Below are 17,887 nucleotides of genomic sequence, written 5' to 3'. Positions count from 1 at the left end.
GGCGGACGGCCGCCGGCCGGCCGACGGGACCCGTCCGCCGCCCCCGGAATGCGGCGCGCCCGCGCATCGTTGAGGATGGGATGCATTGTCCGTCCAACGAAGGATCGAGAGCGCGTGAGCAGCAAGGTCCCCCCGGTCGTCCTGAACAACGGTGTGGAGATGCCCCAGCTGGGGTTCGGGGTCTGGCAGATCCCGGACGACGAGGCGGAGCGCGCGGTGGCCGCCGCCCTGGAGGCCGGCTACCGCAGCATCGACACGGCGGCCGCCTACGGCAACGAGCGGGGCACGGGCAGGGCCGTGGCCGCCTCCGGCCTGCCCCGTGAGGAGGTCTTCGTCACCACCAAGCTCTGGAACAGCGACCAGGGCTACGACTCCACCCTGCGCGCCTTCGACACCTCGCTGAAGAAGCTCGGCCTGGACTACGTGGACCTGTACCTGATCCACTGGCCGCTGCCGAAGCGGGGCACCTACGTGGAGACCTGGAAGGCGTTCGAGAAGCTGCACGCCGAGGGCCTGATCCGGGCCGTCGGCGTCTCCAACTTCCTCCCCGAGCACCTGCGCACGCTGATGGAGGCCACCTCGGTGGTCCCGGCGGTCAACCAGATCGAGCTGCACCCCCGTCTGCAGCAATCCGAGGCGCGCGAGTTCCACGCCGGGCTCGGCATCGCCACGGAGGCCTGGTCGCCGCTGGGCGCCGGCAAGGGCCTCCTCGAGGTGCCGGCGATCGCCGCGATCGCCCGCAAGCACGGCCGCACGCCCGCCCAGGTGGTGCTGCGCTGGCACCTGCAGACGGGCAACATCGTGATCCCGAAGTCGGCCACGCCGTCCCGGATCAAGGAGAACTTCGAGGTCTTCGACTTCTCCCTGGACGAGGAGGACCTGGCCGCGGTCCGGGCACTGGACGAGGGCCGGCGCACCGGCGCGGACCCCGCCACCTTCGACATGGTCTGACGGTGCGCGCCGCCCGGGGCCGCCCTCCGGCCCCGGGACGGCCGCCCGACTGCTTCCCCCGCTGACCCGATCGGCCCGCAGGGCCCGGAGAAAGAGGGTTCCGCAGCAGTGCGTATCAGCAGCCCGACCCGTACGGCGTTCCTCGGCGTGGCCCTCCTGTCAGCCGCGCTGCTCCCGGCGGGCGTCGCCGGCGCGGCCTACGACCCCGGGGCCGGGGTGCCGCGCGCCCGGCCCGGGGCGCCGCCCGACGGCCGCACGGTGCGGGTCGTCGACCTCCCGGTGACCGCGTGGACGGTGCGGGACAGGCTGAAGACCTGTCACCGCGTCTCCCGAGGCGCCTTCCGCACCGACGAGGGCCGCCGCCCCGAGGTGCCGGTCTGCGCCCAGGGCGACGTGGTTCACTGGACCGCCGACCTCGACGTCGACTGCGACGGGCTGCGCACCAGGCTCTGCAACGAGCGGACCGACCCCTACTTCCGCCCCGACACCGCCTTCCACCAGGCCGACGGAATGCCGCTGCGTGCCGACCGGCTGCCGTACGTGGTGGTGCCGGAGCCCGGCAGGGCGTGGGACCACGCCACGGCGGGGGTGGACGCCGGGGACCCGGTGGTGCTGCTCCACGGGGACCGGATCGCCTACGCGGTGGTCGGGGACCTCGGCCCCGCCGGCATCATCGGCGAGGCCTCCTACGCCGCGGCGAAGGCCCTCGGGCTCGACCCCCACCCGGTGGGCGGCGGCGCGCACTCGGGGGTGACCTACCTGGTGTTCAAGGACGCCGAGGTCCGGCCCCTGGAGAGCGCCCGGGCCGCGGTCGAGGAGGGCCGGCGCCTCCTCGGGTCCTTCGTCAACCCCTAGGGCCGGGCGACGCGGCGCGGGGCGCGGTGGTCAGTGCGCGTCGTGGCGGGCGGCCAGCTCCTCGATCCGGGCGGCCAGCCCGACGTCCAGGGCGGTGATCCGCCCGCCCACGCTGTGCGTGTTCACCGACACGTCCACCGTGTCGTAGCCGAGGGTCAGTTCGGAGTGGTGGTCCAGCTCGTCCTGCGTGCGGGCGACGTCCGCGACCAGCGCGGCGGCCGCCCGGTGCGAGGCGAGGCGGTAGGAGCGGACCAGCCGGTCGTCCACCGCCCGCCAGGCCGGCAGCGCGGACAGCCGGTCCTCGATCTCCTGCTCCGTCAGCGGTTCCACGGCCATGGACCGTTCTCCTCCCACACACGTGACTCCGGATGATCCGTCCCGGCCAGCCTGCCACAGGCTCCCCGCCCCGGTGCGGACCCGCGGACCGCGACCACGGCACGTCCACGAGCCGTGACCGGGAAATGACCGCAACGGTGGGAGATCGCGGAGCGGCGTGGCAGACTGCCCCCCGCAGCGAAGGTGTGAAGGTGTGGGGAGGACGGCGTGAGCGAGCGACGCACCGCGCCCACCGTCGGTCAGGTGGTGCTCGGCAAGCGGCTCCAGGAGCTCCGCGAGACGGCCGGACTCAAACGCGAGGAGGCCGCCAGGATCCTGCACGTGGCGCCCGCGACGGTGCGGCGCATGGAGACGGCCGAGGTCGCGCTGAAGATCCCTTACGTGCAGATGCTGCTTGCCGCCTACGGGGTCCCCGAGCAGGAGGCGGCGGAGTTCGTGGCGCTCGCCGAGGACGCCAACCGCCCCGGCTGGTGGCAGCGGTTCCACGACGTGCTGCCCGACTGGTTCTCGCTGTTCGTGAGCCTGGAGGGCGCGGCGAAGATGCTGCGGTCCTACGAGCCCCACTTCGTGCCCGGGCTGCTGCAGACCGAGGACTACGCCCGGGCGGTGCTGCGCGCCGGTGCGACCGGGGTGGACGCCGAGGCCACCGTGGAGCGGCACGTGGCGCTGCGGATGACCCGCCAGCGGCTGCTGGAGCGCGAGGCTCCGCCGAAACTGTGGGTGATCATGGAGGAGACGGTGCTGCGCCGCCCGGTCAGCGCCGACGCCCGCGTGATGCGCGAGCAGATCGACCGGCTGCTGGAGGCCATGGGGCACGCCCACGTCACCCTGCAGATCGCCGAGTTCGCGGCCGGGCCGCACCCGGGGGCCTACGCCCCGTTCTCCCTCTTCCGCTTCGCGGAGCCGGAGCTGCCCGACATGGTCTTCACCGAGTACCTCACGGGAGCGCTCTACCTCGACTCCCGCAACGAGGTCGCGGCCCACCTGGAGGCCCTCGACCACATGACGGCCCGCGCCACCTCCGCCGAACGCACCCGCGCCCTGCTGCGCGAGTACCGGGAGCACTACCGGTGAGCGCCGCCTCCGAGCGGCGCGGCGGAGGAGGTCCGCCGCGCCGACGGGGTGTCAGGCGAGCTTCGCCGACAGGGTGATGGTGGTGCCGGTCAGCGCCTGGCTGACCGGGCAGTTCTTCTTGGCGCCCTCGGCGGCGGCGACGAACGCGTCCTCGTCGATGCCCGGCACCTCGCCCTCCACCGTCAGGTGGATGCCGGTGATGCCCTCACCGGGCTGGAAGGTGACGTCCGCGGACGTGGTGAGCCGCGACGGCGGGGTGCCGGCGCCGGCCAGGGCGTGCGAGAGCGCCATCGAGAAGCACGACGAGTGGGCCGCGGCGATCAGCTCCTCCGGGCTGGTCTTTCCGTTGGCCTTCTCGGCCCGCGACGGCCAGGAGACCGGCTGCTCGCCGATCCCGGACGAGTCGAAGGTGACGACGCCGTTGCCCTCGAGGAGGTTGCCCTCCCAGACGGTGTGGGCGGATCGCGTGGTGGCCACGTTTGATTCCTTCCTACGGAAACACTTCTGACGCCGATGCGGCTTCCGGGACGGCGTCCCGGATCACCTCCATCGGCTACCCCCATGCCATCACACATTCCTCGCGGCGCGCCCGAAGGTCTCGTCCCGCGAACCCTCCAGCCACCGCCGCAGCACCCGGTGGACGGCCTCGGCGCCCACCAGCTCCTCCTGCGGGGCGGGCAGCGTCATCGGCGCCATCAGGAAGGCCCGGCTCTGCTCACCGCCCAGCCCGCCGTGCGAGCCGATCTGTTCCTCGAAGGCGTGGATCTCGCCGGTGCCCGGGTCGTACATGGAGTTGATCATGATGTCGGCCGCGTGGGGAAAGCCGTCGGTGCGCCGCACGGCGGCCACCGCCCCGGGGCCGTAGCACGCGAGCGGGCCGGGCTCGTCGTCGCTGAGCTCCTCCAGCGGGACCTCGACCCCGTGCGCGGCCATCACCAGGGCGCCGTGCCGCTCGCTGCGGACCAGCAGGAAACCGATCCCGGGGTGGTTGGCCAGGGTGGACAGCAGCGCGGGGTGCCGGGCGTCGATCTCCTCGCGGCTCATCCGGTGCCCCACGTCGGGGAAGGACACCAGGCCCAGGTTGCCCGAGGCCAGCACGACGGGCTCGGCTGCCGGCGCCGGCAGCAGGTGCTCCCCGGCGCGCTCCTCGACCGGCCGGTGCAGCGCGGCCAGCACCGCGGCCCGGGCCTCGGCGCCGCTGCGGGTGCGGCGCGCCCGGCGCGGCACGGGCAGTCCGCAGCCGGCCCGCACCATGTCGCCCAGCGACAGGCCGTAGCGGGAGCGGAAGGTCTCGCCGGGGCTCTGCCCGTGATCGGAGAGGACCACGAACCGGTAGGGCCTGGGCGCGTGTTCGGCGACCTTCTCCAGCAGCGCCAGGGTCCGGTCCAGCCGGCGCAGCACCTGGGCGGCGTCCCGGCTGCGGGGCCCGGAGTGGTGGGCCACCTCGTCGTAGGCGACCAGGTCGGCGTAGACGGCGCCGCGGCCGGTGAGCATGTCCCCGGCGACCGCGTAGACCACCACGTCGCGCTGGACGACCGTCGCGAAGGCGCGCAGCAGCGGGTACAGCCCTCCGCGGCCCACCCGCGGCCGCCGGCGCTCGGCGCGGGCGCGCAGTGACTGCCCCATCTCCCGGAACACCTCGGCGACGAAGGACAGGACGGTGCGGACCGCGTTGGCGGGGTCGGAGAAGTAGGCGAAGTAGCCGGAGCGGGAACGGAATCCCTTGCCGCGGCGGCGCGCCGCGATGGACAGCACCAGGGCCTGTTCGCCGGCCCCGCCACTGAACAGGTTGCCCCGGCTGGCGCCGTCGACGGCCAGCAGACCGGGGTGGCCGGCGTGCTTGACGGCCCGCTGCTCCAGCACCACGGCGCTGGAGGGACGGTTGCAGACCATCACCTCACGGCGCTGCTTGTCGTACCAGCGGAAGGCGGGCACGTCGGCGTTGGAACCGTGCAGGATGCCGAGCTGGCTGGCGCCGGTCTGGCTGGACCAGTCGGTGCGCCAGGGCATGATCCGGTGGGTGGGCGCGTGCGCCGCGGCGTCCTTGCCGAGCCGGCGGGCCACGGTGGGCATCAGTCCCCGCTCGACGGCGTCCGTCAGCACGTCGTGGCCGACGCCGTCCAGCTGGACGAAGACGATGCCGGGGGTGACCGGACCCTCGATCGCGGCGCGCGCCTCGCGTCGGTTGCGGCGGTCGGACAGCCGGTAGAGGCGGCGGCGGTAGGCGTCGTCGTCGCGGACGGCGAGGGCGCCGCCGGTGGCCGAGGCCACCGCGGACATCACCGCGGCGACCACCACCGCGGTCTCCGGCCCGGCCTCCCCGCGCTGGACGGGGTTGACCCACAGCGCGACCAGCAGCAGAGCGCCGTTGAGGAAGAACACCAGCAGCGCCAGCACCAGTGCGGGCACCAGGAGCAGCAACCGCACCAGCAGCGGCCAGACCAGCGCGGACAGCAGGCCGAAGACGCCGGCGCCGAGCGCAGCGGTCACACCGAGCCGGGTCGCGCTGGCGCCGTCGGGCGCCTCCAGGCGGAAGTCGGGCAGCAGCCCGGCCAGGACGAGCATGGTGAGCGTGGACACCACCCACACGGCGACGCTCCGCCCCAGTTGTCCCGCGCCCCGCCGCCAGCGGTCCTTCACTCGCACCTCGCGTTCTCGACCTGTGATCCACCCGTCCGGCGGGCGGACCGTTCAACCCTGTCATACCGGGCAGACGGCAGGTACGGGCAGCCCGGAGGCCTGTCCTCGCCCACCGTGCCGTTACCCGTAGGCTCGTCGGCAAGTCGTGGAAAGGAGGGCATCGAGGTGCCCGCGGAGATCACCTGGTGGGGTCACGCCACCTGCACGCTGCGGGACTCCGGTGTGCGCGTCCTGACCGACCCTCTGTTCACGCGCCGTCTGGCGCACCTGCGCCGCCGGCGGGGCGCCCCGCCGCCGCCGGACGCCTGGCGTGCGCGGGTGGCGCTCGTCTCGCACCTGCACGCCGACCATCTGCACCTTCCGTCGCTGGCCCGGCTGGACCCGGGCACCGTGCTGCTGGTGCCGCACGGGACGGGGCGGGCGGTGCCGGCGCTGGGCCGGCTGGCCAGGTCGCGCGAGCTGGACGTCCGGGAGGTGGCGCCGGGCGACCGGGTGCGGATCGCCGGCCTGACCGTGAGGGCGGTGACCGCGCTGCACGACGGGCGGCGGCTGCCGGTCGGTCCGCAGCGCTCCCCCGCGCTGGGTTTCGTCGTCGAGGGCGAGCAGCGCACCTACTTCGCCGGGGACACCGGGCTGTTCGAGACCATGGCCGAGGAGGTGGGTCCGGTCGACCTGGCGCTGCTGCCGGTCGGCGGCTGGGGTCCGTTCCTCGGCGAGGGTCACCTCAACGCCGCCCGGGCGGCCGAGGTGCTGCGGAGGCTGGGTCCGGGCTGCGCGGTGCCGGTGCACTACGGGACGTTCTGGCCGGTGGGCATGGACGCCGTGCGGCCGTACGAGTTCCACGCGCCGGGCGACGAGTTCGCCCGCCTCGCGGCGCGCAGTGCTCCGGAGGTCGACGTGCGCCTGCTGGGGCACGGCGAGTCGGCGCGGTTCGGGGACGCCGGATGACGCCGGACGGCGCGGTCGGTTACCCGATGCTGTTCCTCCTGGTGCTGGCCGGCGCCCTGGTCCCGGTGATCCCGACGGGAGCGCTGGTCAGCTCGGGCGCGGTGGTGGCCTTCCACCACGGGGCGCCCGGGGTGACCCTCGGGGTGGAGTTGCTGGTGGCCTCGACCGCCGCGTTCCTGGGGGACGTGGCGCTGTACTCGCTGGGGCAGCGCGGCATGGACTCCCGTGGCGGCACCCGCTGGCTGGAGAGGATCCGAGACCGCGCCCCGCAGGAGCGGATGGAGCAGGCGCAGGACCGGCTGCGCCGTCACGCGGTGGCGGTGCTGGTGCTGTCCCGGCTGATACCCGGGGGGCGGCTGCCGGTGATACTGGCCTGCCTGGTGGCTCACTGGCCGCTGCGCCGTTTCGTCCGCGGCAACGCGCCGGCCTGTGTGGTCTGGGCGGCGACCTACCAGGTCATCGGCGTGCTCGGCGGATCGCTCTTCGACGAGCCGTGGAAGGGCGTGGTCGCGGCGGTGCTCCTCACCCTGACGATCAGCGCGGCGCCGGCCGCCTGGAGCCACTACCGGGACCGCTGAGGGGGCCGTCACGGGCCCCCTCCGTGCGGCGTGGTCGCGGGCGGTCAGTCGCCGAGCACCCGCGATCCGCCGATCGGCAGGTCCCACAGGTCCTCGCGGGGACGGCCGGCCGCGGCCCAGGCGTCGCGGACCCGGTGCAGGGGTTCCATGACCGGTTCGGAGGAGAGCAGGAAGGTGCCCCAGTGCATCGGGGCCATCCGCCGGGCGCCCAGGTCGAGGGTCGCCTGCACCGCCTCCTCCGGGTCGCAGTGCACGTCGCGCAGCCACCACCGCGGCTCGTACGCGCCGATGGGCATCAGCGCCAGGTCGATGCCGGGGTAGCGCTCGCCGATCCGCCGGAACCAGTGTCCGTAGCCGGTGTCGCCGGCGAAGTACACGCGCCGTCGCTCCCCCTCGCCGTCGCCCGGGCCGCTGCCGGCGCCGGGGGCGGTGAGCATCCAGCCGCCCCACAGGGAGCGGCAGGTGTCGGTGAGGGTGCGCTTGGACCAGTGGTGCGACGGCACGAAGTCCAGCCGCACGCCGCCCAGTCGGGCCGACTCCCACCAGTCGAGCTCCACCACCTGCCGGAAGCCCTTGCGGGTGAACCACCGTCCCAGCCCGCCGGGCACCAGCATCGGCGTGTCGGACGGCAGCCGGCGCAGGGTCGGCAGGTCGAGGTGGTCGTAGTGGTTGTGGCTGATCACCACGGCGTCCACCGGGGGCAGCGCGTCCCAGGGCACGCCGACCGGCGTGACCCGGGCGGGCGTGCCCAGGATCCGGCGGGACCACACCGGGTCGGCGAGCACGGTCAGCCCGCCGATGCGGATCACCCAACTGGCGTGTCCCGCCCAGCTGACGGCGACCTGACGCCCGTCGACCCGGGGCAGCGGCTCGGGGCGGCAGGGAATGCGGGGGATGTCCGCCAGCCCTTCGCGCTTGGGCCGTACCGCGCCCTCGCGGGCGAACCGCGCGAAGGAGCGCAGCCCGGGCAGCGGGGCGGTCAGCCGGTCCTCGAACGACCTGGGCCAGCGCCGGCCCTGGCCGGGGGCGGTGAGGCCGCCGGGCGACGGCGTGCGGGTCCGGGGCGGCGCGGCGGTGCGCAGCCGCCCCGGGCTCCCCTCCTGTCCTCCCCCTGCTCCGGGGACCTCCCCGGGCCGGCGACCGGCGTCGTCCCGGTGGTCCGGGTCGAGACGGTGGTCGGGTCCGGTCAACTGCTGCGACCGGTGGCGCGGTTGGGTCATCGCGGGCTCTCCCCTCGCTCGGCCGGTGTGCCGAGGCCGTCGAAGGCCGTCCTCCACCGGGTCAGCGCCCCCCGCACGCGGTGCAGTTCCAGCGGGTCGGGGGCGGTCAGGCAGGCGGCGCGTTCGGCGGCGTCGCCGCCGAGCAGGTCACCGGTGGACAGGCGCACCCGGGGGGCGGCCAGGTCGTCGCCGAAGCGGTGCCCGCCGCTCGCCGGGACGCCGTAGTGCGCGTCGAGCCGTTCCTCCAGCTCCTGCGCGTCGCCCACGCCGTGGGTGGCGAGGGCGTCGGCCAGCGGCGACAGGTCCGCGTAGACGCACCGCCCGGCCTGCGGCGGCAGGGTCAGCCCGCCGACGGAGACGATCAGTTCGTGGACCGCGGTGGCCAGCCGGGCGTGCAGGCGGACCGAGGCGGCGCGGCGGGCGGTGACCTCCTCCGGCTCGCTCAGCGCGTAGGCGGCGGCGACCGCGAGGGGCCTGGGGATCTGCGCGCCCAGCGCGGTGAGCACGTCGAGCACCCGGGCGCGCAGCGCGCCGCCGTCGCCCGGGCCGGTCGGGAAGCGGGCGATCGCGGCCGGCCAGCCGGCCGGGAGGAGCCCGCCGCGCAGGTCGGAGACGACCGCGACCCGGCCCGGCAGCATCTCGGCCGGGCTGAGCAGGACGGTGCCGTGCGGATCGTGGACCGTGTCGCGCCAGGTCTCGTCGCTGATCACGAAGAGCCCCTCGGCCTCGGCGGCCTCGACGGTCTCGTGCAGGAAGTCGGGGGCGGCGACCACGCCGGTCGGCTCGTCGGCGGGCGAGAGCACCAGCTGGCGCGGGTCGCCGCCCTCCTGGCGCACCCGCCGCACGGTTTCCAGCAGGGCGTAGGCGTCGGGCACGCCGCCGGACTCGGGCGGCGTGGGGACGTGGAAGACGGGGCGGCCGAGCAGCCGCGCGTAGGGCGCCCACCAGGCGGCGCACGGGCGCGGCACCAGGACGTCGCCGCCGAGCGTGGCGGTCAGCGCGAGCAGCAGCGCGGGCGCGCCGGGGGCCGCCGCGACGCGGTCGGGCCCGGTCGGCAGTCCGCGCCGGGTCCAGTAGCCGGCCGCCGCCTCGAGCAGGGTGGGACCACCGCCGGGCGGTTCGTCCTCGGCCCGCCGGGCGGCGGCGGTCAGCACCGCGGCGAGTTCCGGGAGCACCGGCAGGCCGTCGTCCGGCATGCGCGGCCCGAACCGCACCGGGCCGTGTCCGACGGCCGGTGCCGCCCCGCCGCGTTCCGTCCGCGCCATCCGCACCTCCGCGCGGTCACCGGCATCAACCGTCGCGGTCCTTCCGCACCGGATGCCGTGTCCGATGGCCCCGAGTACCCCGTGACGGGCGGGACATGACCCGCCGCGCGGCGATCAGCGCATGCGGCCGCCGCGGGAGGGGGCGAGACGCTGCCGGACGCGGTGCCCGGCGGCGACCGCGGCTCCGGCGATCAGCAGGCCGCCGGCCACCTGCAGCGGCACCGAGTCGGTGAAGGCGCCGCCCGCGCCGGCCTCCACGCCCCGGTGCACCGGCGGGGCGGTGCGGCCGTGGCCCTCCTTGCCGCCGTGACCCTCCTTGCCGCCCTGTCCGCCGGGGCCCGGGCGGTGCCCGGGGTCCTCACCCCGGCCGCCGCCGGTGCCGCCCGGACCGCCGGAACCGCCGGTACCGCCGCCGGAGCCGCCGGAGCCGCCGGGACGGCCGGGCCCTCCGGAACCGCCGCCGGGTCCCCCGCCCGCGCCGCCACCGGGACCGCCGGGGCCACCGCCGGGCTCGTGCAGCAGCTCGGGTTCGACCGGCTCGACCTCGATCCCGGTGGTGGAGCCGAGTGCCGGGTCGCCCGGCACGTCGGCCGCCGCGTCGCCCTCCGGCACGTCGCCCGTCAGGTCCTCCGCCTCCGACGGCCCCGGGTCGTCGGCCGTGCCGCCCAGCGCCGCATCCGTTCCGGCCTCCTCGAGGCCGTCGTCCTGAAGGGCGGCGTCCTGAAGGGCGGCGTCCTCCGGCGCCGCGCAGGCGGCCGGGTCGGCGCCCTCCTCGCAGGGGGCCGCGGCCACCGCGCCCCGCAGACCGCGGGTGCCGTCCTGCTCGGGGCAGGCGTCGGCGGCGCCCGGCCGGGTCGCGCGCTGCTGCGAGGTGGCGATGCCCGCCACGGCCTGGGCGGAGGCGCCGACCGTGCCCGCCTCGCAGGAGGCCGGTTCCGCGGAGGCGGTGGGCGCGGCGACCGTCACGGCCGCGCCGGCGAGGGCGGCGGCGGACAGGACACGGAGAGTGCGGCGCATGGGGCGGGGCTCCTTCAGCCGGACGACTACGGGTGCCTCCATCCCAGCCCGGTCCCCGGCCCACCGCTCGCGGCGCGGCGCCATCCGCGTGACGTCCGCAGCCGAACGGGGGAGGTCGGGGCCCCTTTCCCGGCCCGCCTCCCCCTCCGTGCCGCCCGGACGTTCAGGACGCCCGTCCCGGCTGACCGCCGGCGCCGGGCGTACCGCCCGGCAGGGCGGGCCGTACCGCCGGCGGCGCGGGGAGCGCCAGAGGAACCGGCAGGGGCGTCGTGGCAGGCAGTGCGACGTCCCCCTCTTCCGAGGCCGTGTCCCCCTCCGGTGGGGGGAAGACGAAGTCCTCGTACCAGTCCATCGCCAGCATCATGCAGAGCATCAGGACCGGAATGATCACTACGAGCACCACCATGGGTCCGTCCTCCCAGGGGTGAACGGGGGCGCCGGAGCGTCCCGGGTCACCTTCAGCCTGCCGGACATTTCGGACTCCCGCGCGCCGACGGGACGCGGCCCGCTCCGCCCCGGGCGTCGGTGTGTCGCCTCGGCCTCCTCGGGTACGCGGGGGCCACCCGAAGATGTGGAGGGAGCCATGCAGCGTGGCAGCGACCGGTTGAGCGTTCACCGGGACGACGAGATGAAGCACGAGCTGCGGGGACTGCTGCAGTCCGGACACCCCACCCGTACGGAGGAATGGCACGACCCCGAGCCGGTCGCCGACGACGACCCGGCGGTGGCGGGCGGCGCGGCGGCGGTACGGGAGGCCCCACTGGCCACCGTGCGGCTGGAGCTCGCGCGCATCCTGGGCCGCACGTCCTTCCCGGCCGGCCCCCAGCAGCTGGCGCGCACCCTGCGCCGCAACCATGCCCCGGACGCCCTGGTGGAGCCCCTGGAGCACCTGCCGCACAAGGCCCGCTACTCCAACGTCCAGCAACTCGCCGAGGCGATCACCCGTCCGGAGTAACGACACGAGAGGATGAGGAACGCAACCATGCGCATCGCGTTTCTGACCGCCCCCGAGGGCGTCGAGCAGATCGAGCTGACCAAGCCCTGGCAGGCCGTCACCGACGCCGGACACGAGGCGGTCCTCGTGTCCACCCGGTCCGGCGAGGTCCAGGGCTTCAACCACCTGGACAAGGCGGACACCTTCCCCGTCGACCGGACCGTCGGCGAGGTCTCGGCCGACGAGTTCGACGGCCTGGTCCTGCCCGGCGGCGTCGCCAACCCCGACGCCCTGCGGATGGACGAGAAGGCCGTCGAGCTGGTGAAGGACTTCTTCGACCGCGGCCTGCCGGTCGCGGCGGTCTGCCACGCCCCGTGGACGCTGGTGGAGGCCGGTCTGGTCTCCGGCCGGGAGCTCGCCTCCTGGCCGAGCCTGCGGACCGACATCGCCAACGCCGGCGGCACCTGGGTGGACGAGGAGGTCAAGGTCGACACCAACGGCCCGAACGTCCTGGTCACCAGCCGCAAGCCGGACGACCTGGACGCCTTCGACGAGGCCCTGCTGCGGGAGTTCGCCAAGGCCGCCGAGAACCGGGGCTGAGACCCCGCCAGGCCCCCGCGACGGCGGCCCGCGGTGAAGCACGGTGAAGGGGCCGGCCCCGGTGGGCCGGCCCCTTCACCGTGTCGGCGTCGGGCGGGTTCCGCTCGTACGGCCGCTCAGTCGCGCGCGGCCTGCTCCGGGTCGCGTTCCCGGGCGCCCTCCCGGGTGCGCCCCGCGGAGACCGGCCGGCGCGGGTGGCGGCGCAGGTACTCGCCCTCCAGCTGGGCCATGCGCTCGTTGTGGGTGCGCAGCGCGTCGCTGGACCCGTGCAGCAGCGTGTCGTGACGTGTGCGGTGGATGGTCTCGAGTTCCTTCATCAGCTGCTGGTCGTCCAGCCGGTCGGGTTCGACTCCTGCCATGGCGGCACCCCGTTCCTCGTGTTCCTTCATGGGGGCACGGGTACCCGCCTGTGACACGGATCCGACGCACGAAGGAAGACAACCACCCGACCGACATCGGACCGACATCGGACGCGGAACCATGGATCTCGCTTTTCTTCAGCCCTTGTACGAGCGCCGGGGCCCGTGGGCCTCGGTCTACGTGGACACCTCGCGCCACACCCAGGACACGCCGCGCGAGAGGCACCTGACCGCCCAGGCGGTCGCCCGTGAGCTGGCCTCGCAGGGCGCGGACGAGGCGACCTGCGAGGCGGTGCGGGCGGCGGTCGACGAACTCCAGCACTCCACCGAGCCGCACGGCCGGGCGCTCTTCGCCCACGACGGCGAGGTGGTGCTGGACCCGTCGCTGGCCCGGCCCCCGATGCGGGAGACCACCGCGGTGTGGGCGCCGTTGCCGCACGTCTCGCCGCTGCTGAACCTGCTGGGCGAGGACCCCACCTGCCTGGTCGTCTACGTGAGCCGCCGCGGCGCCGACCTGGAGCTGCGCACCGCGCTCGGCTCCTCGGACGCCGGGGAGGTGGTCGGCAGTCAGTGGCCGCTGCACCGCACCGCCTCGTCCGACTGGTCGGAGCGGCACTTCCAGCTGGCGGTGGAGAACACCTGGGAGCGCAACGCGGCGGAGATCGCGCGGGAGACCGCGGCATGCGTGGAGGAGACGCGCGCCGATCTGGTGATCCTGGTCGGTGAGGACCGGGACCGGCGGTCGGTGCGCGACCAGCTGCCGCAGGAGGTGCGGGAGTGCACCGTGGAGGCCTCGCACGGGGTGGGCAGCCGCCTGCTGGACGGCGAGGTCGAGGACCTGCGCGCCACCCATGAGCGGCAGCGGGCGGAGGCGGACCTCGCGCGGTTCCTGGCGGCGCGGGGCCGTGACCGGCAGGGCGGCGCGGGGGCGGTCGAGGGGGTGCCCGCGTTGGTGGCGGCGGCGAGGGAGCACCGGATCGACGAGCTGCTGGTCCACCTTGACGGGCCGGACGGGCACCGGCAGATCTGGATCGGCGAGGAGCCGGACCAGCTCGCCGTGCGGCGCTCCGACCTGCGGATCCTCGGCGAGCAGCATGCGTGGGCGGCGAGGGCGGACGACGCGCTGCTGCGTTCCGCGGTCGCCGCGGGGACCCCCGCCATCTCCGTGGAGCCCGCCCTCGAGGACGACTCCCCCGTTCTGCCCACCGGCGGGTTGGGCGCTCTGCTGCGCTGGAGCTGACCTCCCCCGTCCCGGCGGAGCGCCCCGTGCGGGGCGTTCCGTCGGGACGGACCGTCGGCCGTCAGCGCCGCGCGACCGTCAGCGCTTCATGAGGGCGAAGACGCCCCAGCCGAGGTACTCCCGTCCGTGGCGCGCGTACCGGGCGGGCTCGGAGCCGAGCTGTTCGCGTACGTCGGGGGCGAGTTCGTCGTCCGGGTTCTCGTCGAGCCAGCGGCGCATGGAGAGCCACTGGGCCGCGACGTAGCGGTCCCAGCTGTCCTGGTCGGCAAGCAGCATCTCCACGACGTCCCACCCGAGGGCCTGGAACAGCTCGATCAGTTCGGGCAGGGGCAGGAAATCGGCGACGGAGGTGGCCTGGCACGCCTTGGCGGTCTCCTCGTCCGGAGGCGTCCGCCGCCAGTACGGCTCGCCGATCAGCATCAGACCGCCCGGGCGCAGGCTGCGCTCGAGCAGCCCGACCGTTCCGGGGACGCCGTCGCCGATCCAGGTGGCGCCGACGCAGGCGGCCAGGTCGACGGGCCGGTCCGCGACGTGGCCGGCGGCGTCGCCGTGGACGAACCCGACCCGGTCGGCGACGCCGAGTTCGGCGGCGCGGGCCCGGGCCCGCGCGGTGAAGACGGTGCTGATGTCCACTCCGGTGCCGGTGACGCCCAGGTCACGCGCCCAGGTGCACAGCATCTCGCCCGAGCCGCTGGCCAGGTCGAGCACCCGTGTCCCGGGGGCGAGGCGCAGGGAGGCGCCCAGGGCGGCGAGCTTCTCGGCGGTCAGCGGGTTGTGGATCCGGTGGCCGCTCTCGCGGATGGTGAAGATGCGGGGAAGGTCCATGACCTGCGTCCTTTCCGTCATGCCTTGAAGTGGGAGGAGCGCCTGAGGGCGCGCGCCTGGCGCGTGAGCTGCTTCATCGGCCGCTCCAGCTCGGCGCGCAGCCTCGCGTCGGTGCGGGCGGCGGCGTGGGCGTTCTCGCGCTGCAGCCGGTGGTAGCTGTCGAGGCGCCGCCGGGTGAGGTGACCGTCCTCGACGGCGGCGAGCACCGCGCAGCCCGGCTCGGTGGCGTGGGCGCAGTCCGTGAACCGGCAGTCGTCGGCCAGCTCGGTGATGTCGGCGAAGGTCTGCTCCAGGCCCTCGCCGGCGTCGTGCAGGCCCACGCTCCGCAGGCCGGGGGTGTCGATGAGGACTCCGCCGTGGGGCAGCGGCAGCAGTTCCCGCCAGGCGGTGGTGTGGCGGCCCTTGCCGTCGCTGTCGCGGACCGCGCCGGTGGCCAGGAGGTCCTCGCCGAGCAGGCGGTTGCCGAGGGTGGACTTGCCCGCGCCCGAGGGGCCGAGCAGGACGACCGTGCCGGTCAGGACGGCGGTGAGGACGTCCAGGCCCTCGCCGGTGGTGGCGCTGGTGACCAGCAGCTCCGCTCCCGGGGCGGCCGTGGCCACCTCGGCGGCCGCCGAGGCGGGGTCGGCGCACCGGTCCGCCTTGGTGAGCACGACCGCGGGGGTGGCGCCGCTCTCCCAGGCCAGGGCGAGCATCCGCTCGATCCGCCCGAGGCGGAGCGGATCGGCGAGGGAGACGGCGACCGCGACGGTGTCGACGTTCGCGGCCAGTACCTGGGCCTGGGAGGTGCGCGACGAGGCGGCGCGGACCACGGCGGTCCGGCGTTCCAGGACGTCCACCACCGTGGCGGAGGTCGTCGCGCCGGCCGGCCGGAGGGCCACCCAGTCGCCGGTGCAGGGCGTCAGCCGGTCGCCGGCGCTCGAGGGGGGCGCCGACGCGCGGACGGGGCCGGTCTCGCCGACGACGTCGCACCGGCCCCTCTCGGCCCGCACGACGCGGCCGGGGACCAGTCCGTCGGCCCGTGACGGGGCGAAGGAGCGCTCACGTTCGGTGTCCCAGCCGTAGTCGGCGGGTGTCAGGACGCGTGCGGAGAAAGGAAGAGCGGACGGTTGTGCAGTGGTGTGGGAAGACAACGTGGAGACCCTTGAACAGGGGCCCCGCCGGACGACGGGCGTGCCGGATCGCTCCTACGAACTGAGGAGGAGGCAGGCAGGCGAGGTCAGGACGGGGCCCGGGAGGTGAGGATGGTCCGGGCGCCGCACACGGCAGGCGTCTCCACGACAGTCATCAACACACCTCCTCGGATCTCCACGGGCGAACCGGTCGTCGCTCCGGCGGCAACGCTATCACCCCGCTGCCGCCGGCGTCTTCGCATGCGGCGTCAGCGGGCGCGCTCCACGCGGCGTTCGTCCCAGACGGGGGCGGGGGTCTCGCGGACGTTGCCGTCGCTGCCGAAGACGAGGAACCGGTCGAAGGACCGCGCGAACCACCGGTCGTGCGTCACCGCCAGGACGGTGCCGTCGAACGCCTCCAGTCCTTCCTGCAGCGCCTCCGCCGACTCCAGGTCGAGGTTGTCCGTCGGCTCGTCGAGCAGCAGCGCCGTCACGCCCTGCAGCTCGAGCAGCAGGATCTGGAACCGCGCCTGCTGCCCGCCGGAGAGCCGGTCGAAGCTCTGCTCGGCCTGCTTGGTGAGCTCGTAGCGCCGCAGCCGGGACATCGCCGCGCCGCGGTCCTGTGCGTGTTCGCTCCACAGGATGTCCAGCAGGGTGCGGCCCAGCAGCTCGGGGTGGGCGTGCGTCTGGGCGAAGTGGCCGGGCACCACCCGCGCCCCCAGTTTCCACGCGCCCGTGTGCGCGACGTCCTCCCCGGCGAGCAGCCGCAGGAAGTGCGACTTGCCGGAGCCGTTGGAGCCGAGGACGGCGACCCTCTCGCCGTAGAAAACCTCCAGGTCGAACGGCTTCATCAGCCCGGTGAGCTCCAGCGCCTCGCAGGTCAGCGCCCGCACGCCGGTCCGGCCGCCCTTGAGCCGCATGGTGATCTCCTGCTCGCGCGGCGGCTCCGGCGGCGGGCCGGCCTCCTCGAACTTGCGCAGCCGGGTCTGCGCGGCGGCGTAGCGGGAGGCCATCTCGTGGCTGACCGCGGCCGCCTGCCGGAGGTTGATCACCAGCTTCTTCAGCTGCGCGTGCTTCTCGTCCCAGCGCCGCCGCAGCTCCTCGAAGCGGGCGAACCGCTCCCGTCGCGCCTCGTGGTAGGTGGCGAAGCCGCCGCCGTGCACCCAGGCGTCCGCCCCGGCGGGGCCGGGCTCCACGCTGACGATCTTCTGCGCTGCGCGGGAGAGCAGCTCCCGGTCGTGGGAGACGAACAGCACCGTCTTGCGCGTCTCGCCGAGGCGTTCCTCCAGCCACCGCTTGCCCGGCACGTCGAGGTAGTTGTCCGGCTCGTCGAGCAGCAGCACCTCGTCGGTGCCGCGCAGCAGCGCCTCCAGCACCAGGCGTTTCTGTTCGCCCCCGGAGAGGGTCCGTACCTGCCGCCACTGCGCCTTGTCGTAGGGCACGCCGAGCGCGGCGGTGGTGCAGATGTCCCAGAGCGTCTCCGCCTCGTAGCCGCCGGCCTCGCCCCAGTCGGCCAGCGCCTGCGCGTAGCGCATCTGCGCGGCCTCGTCGTCGTCCGTCATCATCGCCAGCTCCGCCGCGTCCACCGCGTCGGCCGCGGCCTTGATCCGCGGTGTGGAGACGGAGACCAGCAGGTCGCGGACGGTGGTCTCGTCGCGCACCGAGCCGACGAACTGGCGCATCACGCCGAGTCCGCCCTGCACGGTCACGGTGCCGCCGTGCGGCTTCAGCTCGCCGGAGATCAGCCGCAGCAGCGTGGTCTTGCCCGCGCCGTTGGGGCCGACCAGCGCCACGACCGCGCCCTCGCCCACCCGGAAGGAGACGTCGCCGAGCAGGGCTCGGCCGTCGGGCAGGTAGTACTCGAGGTGCGCGGCTTCCAGGTATCCCATGGGGAGGCATTGTCCGGGTCCGTGCGCGACCAGGGCAAACCGTTATC

Annotated in this window: 19 protein-coding genes; 8 read left to right on the top strand and 11 right to left on the bottom strand. The window is 74.9% G+C overall.

Going from position 1 to position 17,887, the window contains the following annotated elements; all coding sequences use genetic code 11:
• The first annotated feature begins 114 nt into the window (after positions 1–114).
• Both Sfr03f_RS06965 and Sfr03f_RS06960 read left to right on the top strand, forming a co-directional pair.
• Positions 115–951: an aldo/keto reductase gene (locus Sfr03f_RS06965; RefSeq protein ID WP_108952785.1), complete on the top strand. Its 837-nt coding sequence runs from the start codon at positions 115–117 to the stop codon at positions 949–951.
• A 108-nt stretch (positions 952–1,059) separates the two neighbouring features.
• Positions 1,060–1,806, top strand: a complete 747-nt coding sequence (locus Sfr03f_RS06960; RefSeq protein WP_108952784.1) for a glycoside hydrolase family 75 protein — start codon at positions 1,060–1,062, stop codon at positions 1,804–1,806.
• A gap of 30 nt (positions 1,807–1,836) precedes the next feature.
• On the opposite strand, the gene Sfr03f_RS06955 is transcribed toward Sfr03f_RS06960, so the two are convergent.
• Positions 1,837–2,142 carry a 4a-hydroxytetrahydrobiopterin dehydratase gene (locus Sfr03f_RS06955; protein ID WP_108952783.1) on the bottom strand — a complete coding sequence of 102 codons (306 nt, stop codon included), beginning with the start codon at positions 2,140–2,142 and terminating at the stop codon, positions 1,837–1,839.
• Between the two features lie 207 nt (positions 2,143–2,349).
• On the opposite strand from Sfr03f_RS06955, the gene Sfr03f_RS06950 reads away from it, so the two are divergent.
• Positions 2,350–3,216 carry a Sco1979 family transcriptional regulator gene (locus Sfr03f_RS06950; protein ID WP_108952782.1) on the top strand — a complete coding sequence of 289 codons (867 nt, stop codon included), beginning with the start codon at positions 2,350–2,352 and terminating at the stop codon, positions 3,214–3,216.
• 51 nt (positions 3,217–3,267) lie between these two features.
• Here Sfr03f_RS06950 and Sfr03f_RS06945 read toward each other — a convergent pair whose 3' ends face one another.
• Complete coding sequence (locus Sfr03f_RS06945; protein WP_108952781.1) at positions 3,268–3,693, bottom strand: OsmC family protein; 426 nt, start codon at positions 3,691–3,693, stop codon at positions 3,268–3,270.
• Between the two features lie 90 nt (positions 3,694–3,783).
• Complete coding sequence (locus Sfr03f_RS06940) at positions 3,784–5,862, bottom strand: phage holin family protein (protein WP_281262822.1); 2,079 nt, start codon at positions 5,860–5,862, stop codon at positions 3,784–3,786.
• A 159-nt stretch (positions 5,863–6,021) separates the two neighbouring features.
• Between Sfr03f_RS06940 and Sfr03f_RS06935 the strand changes: the two genes are divergently transcribed.
• Together Sfr03f_RS06935 and Sfr03f_RS06930 are read left to right on the top strand one after the other, a co-directional pair.
• Positions 6,022–6,804, top strand: a complete 783-nt coding sequence (locus Sfr03f_RS06935; protein ID WP_108952780.1) for an MBL fold metallo-hydrolase — start codon at positions 6,022–6,024, stop codon at positions 6,802–6,804.
• Positions 6,801–7,382 (top strand): DedA family protein, encoded by a 582-nt coding sequence (locus Sfr03f_RS06930; protein WP_108952779.1) that lies wholly within the window; start codon positions 6,801–6,803, stop codon positions 7,380–7,382. Before Sfr03f_RS06935 ends, Sfr03f_RS06930 begins: the two co-directional genes overlap by 4 nt.
• Positions 7,383–7,426: 44 nt before the next feature.
• On the opposite strand, the gene Sfr03f_RS06925 is transcribed toward Sfr03f_RS06930, so the two are convergent.
• From Sfr03f_RS06925 to Sfr03f_RS06915, 4 genes are all read right to left on the bottom strand, one after another.
• Positions 7,427–8,602 carry an MBL fold metallo-hydrolase gene (locus Sfr03f_RS06925; protein WP_245967431.1) on the bottom strand — a complete coding sequence of 392 codons (1,176 nt, stop codon included), beginning with the start codon at positions 8,600–8,602 and terminating at the stop codon, positions 7,427–7,429.
• Positions 8,599–9,867, bottom strand: coding sequence for an aminotransferase class I/II-fold pyridoxal phosphate-dependent enzyme (locus Sfr03f_RS06920; RefSeq protein ID WP_108952778.1), 1,269 nt, complete (start codon positions 9,865–9,867; stop codon positions 8,599–8,601). Before Sfr03f_RS06920 ends, Sfr03f_RS06925 begins: the two co-directional genes overlap by 4 nt.
• 114 nt (positions 9,868–9,981) lie before the next feature.
• Positions 9,982–10,884, bottom strand: coding sequence for a hypothetical protein (locus Sfr03f_RS30175; RefSeq protein WP_159105571.1), 903 nt, complete (start codon positions 10,882–10,884; stop codon positions 9,982–9,984).
• 163 nt (positions 10,885–11,047) lie between these two features.
• Positions 11,048–11,290, bottom strand: coding sequence for a hypothetical protein (locus Sfr03f_RS06915; protein ID WP_108952777.1), 243 nt, complete (start codon positions 11,288–11,290; stop codon positions 11,048–11,050).
• Between the two features lie 177 nt (positions 11,291–11,467).
• Between Sfr03f_RS06915 and Sfr03f_RS06910 the strand changes: the two genes are divergently transcribed.
• Both Sfr03f_RS06910 and Sfr03f_RS06905 read left to right on the top strand, forming a co-directional pair.
• Complete coding sequence (locus Sfr03f_RS06910; protein WP_108952776.1) at positions 11,468–11,839, top strand: DUF2795 domain-containing protein; 372 nt, start codon at positions 11,468–11,470, stop codon at positions 11,837–11,839.
• Between the two features lie 27 nt (positions 11,840–11,866).
• Positions 11,867–12,418 (top strand): type 1 glutamine amidotransferase domain-containing protein, encoded by a 552-nt coding sequence (locus tag Sfr03f_RS06905; RefSeq protein WP_108952775.1) that lies wholly within the window; start codon positions 11,867–11,869, stop codon positions 12,416–12,418.
• Between the two features lie 116 nt (positions 12,419–12,534).
• Here Sfr03f_RS06905 and Sfr03f_RS06900 read toward each other — a convergent pair whose 3' ends face one another.
• Positions 12,535–12,807: a DUF6158 family protein gene (locus Sfr03f_RS06900; protein ID WP_108952774.1), complete on the bottom strand. Its 273-nt coding sequence runs from the start codon at positions 12,805–12,807 to the stop codon at positions 12,535–12,537.
• A gap of 91 nt (positions 12,808–12,898) precedes the next feature.
• Between Sfr03f_RS06900 and Sfr03f_RS06895 the strand changes: the two genes are divergently transcribed.
• Positions 12,899–14,017, top strand: coding sequence for a baeRF2 domain-containing protein (locus tag Sfr03f_RS06895; protein ID WP_108952773.1), 1,119 nt, complete (start codon positions 12,899–12,901; stop codon positions 14,015–14,017).
• Between the two features lie 78 nt (positions 14,018–14,095).
• Here Sfr03f_RS06895 and Sfr03f_RS06890 read toward each other — a convergent pair whose 3' ends face one another.
• From Sfr03f_RS06890 to Sfr03f_RS06880, 3 genes are all read right to left on the bottom strand, one after another.
• Positions 14,096–14,842 (bottom strand): SAM-dependent methyltransferase, encoded by a 747-nt coding sequence (locus Sfr03f_RS06890; protein ID WP_108952772.1) that lies wholly within the window; start codon positions 14,840–14,842, stop codon positions 14,096–14,098.
• A 17-nt stretch (positions 14,843–14,859) separates the two neighbouring features.
• Positions 14,860–15,918 carry a ribosome small subunit-dependent GTPase A gene (rsgA, locus tag Sfr03f_RS06885; protein WP_435841895.1) on the bottom strand — a complete coding sequence of 353 codons (1,059 nt, stop codon included), beginning with the start codon at positions 15,916–15,918 and terminating at the stop codon, positions 14,860–14,862.
• 302 nt (positions 15,919–16,220) lie between these two features.
• Positions 16,221–17,840, bottom strand: coding sequence for an ABC-F family ATP-binding cassette domain-containing protein (locus Sfr03f_RS06880; protein WP_108952770.1), 1,620 nt, complete (start codon positions 17,838–17,840; stop codon positions 16,221–16,223).
• Between the last annotated feature and the right edge of the window lie 47 nt (positions 17,841–17,887).

The organism is Streptomyces fragilis (assembly GCF_003112515.1).
Lineage (GTDB): Bacteria > Actinomycetota > Actinomycetes > Streptomycetales > Streptomycetaceae > Streptomyces > Streptomyces fragilis.
This window is presented reverse-complemented; position numbering and strand designations above follow the sequence as displayed.

Coding starts and splice junctions, on each gene's coding strand:
- Sfr03f_RS06930 (WP_108952779.1), top strand. CDS start 6,801: ATGACGCCGGACGGCGCGGTCGGTTACCCGATGCTGTTCCTCCTGGTG.
- Sfr03f_RS06890 (WP_108952772.1), bottom strand. CDS start 14,842: ATGGACCTTCCCCGCATCTTCACCATCCGCGAGAGCGGCCACCGGATC.
- Sfr03f_RS06910 (WP_108952776.1), top strand. CDS start 11,468: ATGCAGCGTGGCAGCGACCGGTTGAGCGTTCACCGGGACGACGAGATG.
- Sfr03f_RS06915 (WP_108952777.1), bottom strand. CDS start 11,290: ATGGTGGTGCTCGTAGTGATCATTCCGGTCCTGATGCTCTGCATGATG.
- Sfr03f_RS06925 (WP_245967431.1), bottom strand. CDS start 8,602: ATGACCCAACCGCGCCACCGGTCGCAGCAGTTGACCGGACCCGACCAC.
- Sfr03f_RS06920 (WP_108952778.1), bottom strand. CDS start 9,867: ATGGCGCGGACGGAACGCGGCGGGGCGGCACCGGCCGTCGGACACGGC.
- Sfr03f_RS06955 (WP_108952783.1), bottom strand. CDS start 2,142: ATGGCCGTGGAACCGCTGACGGAGCAGGAGATCGAGGACCGGCTGTCC.
- Sfr03f_RS06900 (WP_108952774.1), bottom strand. CDS start 12,807: ATGAAGGAACACGAGGAACGGGGTGCCGCCATGGCAGGAGTCGAACCC.
- Sfr03f_RS06895 (WP_108952773.1), top strand. CDS start 12,899: ATGGATCTCGCTTTTCTTCAGCCCTTGTACGAGCGCCGGGGCCCGTGG.
- Sfr03f_RS06905 (WP_108952775.1), top strand. CDS start 11,867: ATGCGCATCGCGTTTCTGACCGCCCCCGAGGGCGTCGAGCAGATCGAG.
- Sfr03f_RS30175 (WP_159105571.1), bottom strand. CDS start 10,884: ATGCGCCGCACTCTCCGTGTCCTGTCCGCCGCCGCCCTCGCCGGCGCG.
- Sfr03f_RS06880 (WP_108952770.1), bottom strand. CDS start 17,840: ATGGGATACCTGGAAGCCGCGCACCTCGAGTACTACCTGCCCGACGGC.